This window comes from Streptomyces sp. NPDC097617 (assembly GCF_044761485.1).
In the GTDB taxonomy this organism is placed as follows: Bacteria; Actinomycetota; Actinomycetes; order Streptomycetales; family Streptomycetaceae; genus Streptomyces.
Genome location: NZ_JBIWCL010000065.1, coordinates 1 through 5,068, shown reverse-complemented (window position 1 = coordinate 5,068; position 5,068 = coordinate 1). Strand labels below are relative to the sequence as shown.

Genomic DNA, 5,068 nt, shown 5'->3' with positions numbered 1-5,068 from the left:
TCTGGCAGGCGATGGCGAGCTTCTCGCGTCGGCGGTGCACTACACGTCGTCGTCGCGGCCATCAGCGAGTGGCTGTTTCAGCCGAGGGATTCTCCGATGTGCCAGGCTACCTCACGATGTCCGAGGTAGCGGGCGATGGAGTGGGGGGCGTCGCCGTTGTCCACCTCGATGTCCTTGAGGGGTTCCCCCCAGGTGGCCTGGAGTGGGTGGCCGAGGGCGACGATGTCGTTAACGTCGTAGGTGCTTACCCATCGGGGGACTCTGGGGTGGATCGTCCCCTCAGAGAGCAGGTTGTTCTGTACGGCTTCGAGGCCGAGGGGGGAACCTGCGGTGACCCAGAGCAGGGTGCGGTCGCGCACGTCTTCGTCATCGAGGAGGTCGCGCGCCACCACAGTGCCCAGGCTGTGCGTCACAAGGATGAGGGGCCCGTTGGGGATCTCATTGCTGACGAGGTCCAGGATGGGGGTCCTGGCCCTGGTCAGGTACATCGCTACGTCGCGCAGGAACGCCTTGATGTAGTCCTGGTCGGCCCTTGTGTGGCTGCAAAGCCACATGAGCAATTGCCGCGCGACGTCCCAGGACAGGATGCCACTCAGGAGTTCACCCATTCCTTCAAGGACCCCCCGGCGTCTTGCGGCTTCGACGACCATGCTGCGGAGCAGCTTGCGTTCGGTGTCGCCGATGTCCGCCCCAAGATAGGGGTGGAACGGCGCCGGCTCGTCGGGGTCATCGGGCAGGGCCTCCATGTCCCCCACCGCGCTGCTCTGGGCGAGTTCATCAGTGATTCTGGCTAGCAGCTTCGCGTAGTAGGGCAGTGCGACGGGAACGGTGTCCGCCGACCGCTTTTCGGCTCTGATCAGCCCTGCGGCGAGCCCGGCCCGCCATTCCCGCTCCAGCTCTGCCGGGGTTCTGGTCTCCTGGCGGCGTCCGTGGATGAAAACCAGTGTTGCGCTCATACCTGTTCTCCTGTCAGTGCCTGACTGATCAACTCACGTATGGGTGCGGCTACTTCCGCTCGCTTGAGGCACTACACCAGAGCACCCATCGTCATGGCGCTGGTCTACGCGGCCGCGGACATGGGACAGAGCCCTGCGCCTTCTCCGAGGAAGGGCTCGGCGCCGTGGTCTACTTCCTGGGACGTGCGAGAGGTACGGCCAAGAAGAGATACCTGTCGCTTTCACGAAGTACGAGTCCTCGTTCCTCAAAGCGCTCCAGCAGTACATGAATACTGGCCTCGCTTACCGGCGCCCCCACCGTCTCCGCCAGGTGGTCCCGGATCCGTGACATCCCTCTCGGGGCATCGCCGCAGAAACGGAGCAGGCTGGCTGCAGGGTCTTTGTACGTGACGATCTCTGGGTGCTCCGGATCGTAGCGACCGTCGTAGATACGAATCCTGTCAAGGAGCCCGGAGTACACCAAGTAGGGCGGTGTTTTCCAATTCGCCCACATGGCCCTCCACGCTTGTATAGCCTTTTCTGTTTCCTCGAACTCGGCATCCGAGATGCTTTCCGGAGAGAAGCCCTGGAAAAAATAGGCTGCCTTGTTACGGTCAACCTGAGAAGGGTAAACGTAGTCGAAACTTGGCTCAGGTGATATTTCAGTGAATCCCGCAGCCTTCCCCGTGAAGTACGGGCTGAACCGTTCGAGCCAAATGCGCCCTCCGCCCGAGGGAGGAGGGAGGTGAGGAATGTTCTGCATCACCGCCAGCTGGTCGTCGTAGTCCTGCATCCGTTCCCCAGGAAATCCGTACAGCAGATTCCAGGAAACGCCGACCCCGTAGTACATGCACCATTTTAGAGTGTTCACGTTCTGGATAGCAGCGATCCCTTTATTCATCAGGTTCAACACTCTGCTACTGAGGCTTTCAATCCCGGGCTGGATCTGCCTGATACCAGCATTCGCGAAATCACGAATGCGCTCTTTCTTCAGGTTTGCCTTCACTTCGTAGAAGATGTTGTAGCCCGCTTCGCGCTCCTCCAGCCTGCCAAGCAGTTCCCCAGCAGCTTCCAGGCTCATGATATTGTCGACAGCGCTCAGATTGCTGATCCCGTGTCGGCTTGCGAGGCCCGAGATCTCTTCCAAGATCGCACCCGCCGTCTTCTGGCGATAGGACATACCCATTCCGTTGAGCCCGCAGAAAGTGCAGTGGTGCTTCTGCCCCCACCAGCAGCCTCGGGAGCCCTCGAAAGGCAGCGTGACGGGCTTCGACAGATCATCCTTCCCATATCCATACGTAGATAGATCGCTGAAGTAGTCGTCGTACGTCGGCATCGGCAGCAGGTCCATCGAACCCTGATATGTCGCGCGACCTCGATCGCCAACCACGTGTCCCGACTTTCGGGCGAGCAGCCCAACCGCCTGACGGCTCCCTTCGCCGGTCAAACCGACCTGGAACAGGAGGCTCTCCATGCATGGCTCGACCTCGCCGACCACGGCGAAATCGATCCAGTCGAAAGCGCGGAAGTATTCTCGGCCCATATCGCCGTCAAAATTCGCGCCGCCGAATAGTGTGATGATGTCTGGATTCGATCGCTTGACGGCTCTGGCGAGAGCCAGGCCTGCCACATTCTGCTCGAAGGTGGAAGTGAAACCGACAACCTTCGGATTCATCTCACAAATGAGGCTCGAGGCGTCGTGAATGAAGTCTGGCGCGATCGCCTCGCGGATTTCAACAAGGAAATCCCTCGTAATGTCCGCCTCGACGCAGAGCTTGTCAACCGCATGCTCGAATTTGGCAAGAAAATCGCTCGGCCGGTCGAATTCAGGAAATGCGCTCCTGGTGAAGATCCAGTCCCCGATTTGAATGCCGCGATGATCCGATATGAGGTCGTACAGGCGAGAACCGATTCTCTTTGAGAATAGGAGATTGGCATACCAAGATTTCGCTGCAACGCCTCGTTCCTGGGCCAGCGACTGTACCAGTCCGAGCTGAATCGAAGGATAGTTCGTAGCGGCGAACGGGCTGTTGACGAGCAGAAGATCGACCATCGCGAAGCACATCCTCACGCTTGATTCAGGGCGTTGACGGCGCGGACCACAGAGATCAGCCCAGCGCCCTGATCGCTGGGCCCGAGGCCGGGGAGTTCGTGACATGAAGCAACGATCGCATCCCGGATCTGGGATACCGTTGCATCCGGGGAGTGCTGCCACAGCAGGGCAGCCAGACCTGCGCCGAATGGCGCCGCGAAGCTTGTTCCCGGTACGGTGGTCGGCTCGTATGCGTCGGGGGGGGAGCCGGCCACTGTGCCCCCGCCCGGAGCAACAACATCGGGCTTAGCTCGCCCATCGGCGGTCGGTCCACGACTGCTTCCTGTATGCAGTGCAGTACCCTCCCGATTCGTCGCGCCCACCACCAATGCTCTTGCCGCGTCCCCCGGTGCCGTGAGTGTCCCTGCCCCAGGTCCGTCGTTGCCGGCGCTCTTGCAAACCAGGACACCTTGGGCGAACAACGCGTCTGCCGTACGTGACCATACGGAATTTCCGTCGATCTCTGCGTCCTTGGCCCCCCAGCTCAAATTGATAATCCGGACGCCGTCGAGAAAGGCCTTCTCCAAGGCCACTGCGACATCGCTGCCCCGCTTCGTCGCGGGGGCGATTTTGTAGTTCCATATTTGCGCGCGAGGAGCCACCCCGATCCTTCCTGATGGACCGTTCTCGCCCGAACCGTCCCCAGCGATGATGGTTGCCACTGCTGTGGCATGGCTCTGTGAGAACGTCTCCGCGGCATGTTCGGGGTTCTCGCCCCAATCGAATTTGGAAAAAGCGCTCTTCTGCGTCACCCGCCCGTTCACGGCTGGATGGGAAGCAATCTCGCCATCCAATACGGCAACTATCTGCCCTGCGCCGTCCAGACCCATATTGGGATCGATGAGCGGCAGTTCGATGGCGGGACCGGCGATATCCAGCTCGAGAACGCCTGGAGTGTCCAACTCCACGAGAGAGATTTCGTTTTCACCGCTCTGGAGCAAACCCCTGATCTGTTCTTCCGTCATGTTCGACGTGACGGCTCCGGTAAGCACGAGCCTCTGACCAATATTCAGGTCCCGCGCCCTCATGATGGCCTCGACCGCCCCCACCACGGACGCGTTACTCGCTTTGATTGAATCAAGGAACGCCAGGCGGTCCGGGAAGTCCGCAACCCGCCCGTCGACAAACGGGTCACTACTGGACGGCAGGTGGATGACAATGGGAAGTCCAACACCCTCGAGACCGGCCATGTCGCTCTCGGCGATCAAGCGGGCCAAGCCGCCTGTAACTTTTGCCACTTCGTCAGCACTCCAGTCGAGCTCTTCCTGGAGATATTCCTTGTCTTCGTTCACTGGATCTCCCTCAAGATCGCCGGGTTCATCCAAGCCGGCACGGACGTGCGGGAACTCTTCGAGGAGAAGCACCAGCTGCGGCAGAGTGACCTCCGCCGCCACAGCGGCCGCCAAAGCCAATATGCGAATCACGTTCCCGCCGATCTCCCGGGTCCGCTGCTCCAAGACACCCACCGTGGGCGGCCCCGCAATTGGCACGGTCAGGAGGACAGGAAGCGTCGAAGGCGAGTCGTTGGCCATGATATGACGCTGCAGGGAGTCATCGACGCGATCACGAATCGAATCCGGTAGTGGAGAAGACATATTCGCCTCCGACCAAGCTCCGAGAGCACGCAAGGGCGCGGTCAGGTGGCAAGACTATTCGAGAGCCTTGCCACCTGACGACGGCTCGGTCTTGCTTTATCGATCTACCAGATAATTCCGATCCCGACGCCACCTTCGAGGCCGCCGGCTTCCTTCAGCTCCTTGATTTTCTGAACGATCTCCTCGGAGGTGACACGGAGAAAATCAGGGTCGTTGTCGACGACCTCCAGGTCGTCGAGGTTGAGTTCAACTTGCTCCTGGGGCATAGCGCCTCCTCATGCGAAGTCACTCCACTTGAGCGCTTCTTTCAAGCTCGCACGAGGCTTACGTGCCGACCAGCAGGATTAGCCCAATCGGGTGATCCGTGTTCGCGCGACGTACACTGGGAGGATCCGGGGCGGCGGCAGGGCAGTGCGGCGACCACCTCGTCTGGGTGGCGGCTTGGC

At 60.5% G+C, this 5,068-nt stretch carries 4 protein-coding genes; all 4 read right to left on the bottom strand.

What is annotated here, in order from left to right; translation table 11 throughout:
• Nucleotides 1–77: 77 nt before the first annotated feature.
• Nucleotides 78–956: a hypothetical protein gene (locus ACIQZO_RS40325; protein WP_403636380.1), complete on the bottom strand. Its 879-nt coding sequence runs from the start codon at nt 954–956 to the stop codon at nt 78–80.
• A 169-nt stretch (nt 957–1,125) separates the two neighbouring features.
• Nucleotides 1,126–2,988 carry a RiPP maturation radical SAM C-methyltransferase gene (locus ACIQZO_RS40320; protein ID WP_403636378.1) on the bottom strand — a complete coding sequence of 621 codons (1,863 nt, stop codon included), beginning with the start codon at nt 2,986–2,988 and terminating at the stop codon, nt 1,126–1,128.
• A 14-nt stretch (nt 2,989–3,002) separates the two neighbouring features.
• On the bottom strand, nt 3,003–4,559 hold the full coding sequence (locus ACIQZO_RS40315; protein ID WP_403636376.1) for a S8 family peptidase: 1,557 nt from the start codon (nt 4,557–4,559) through the stop codon (nt 3,003–3,005).
• A gap of 167 nt (nt 4,560–4,726) precedes the next feature.
• Entirely contained in the window at nt 4,727–4,888 is a 162-nt protein-coding gene (locus tag ACIQZO_RS40310) for a hypothetical protein (protein WP_403636374.1), read from the bottom strand.
• Nucleotides 4,889–5,068: the final 180 nt, after the last annotated feature.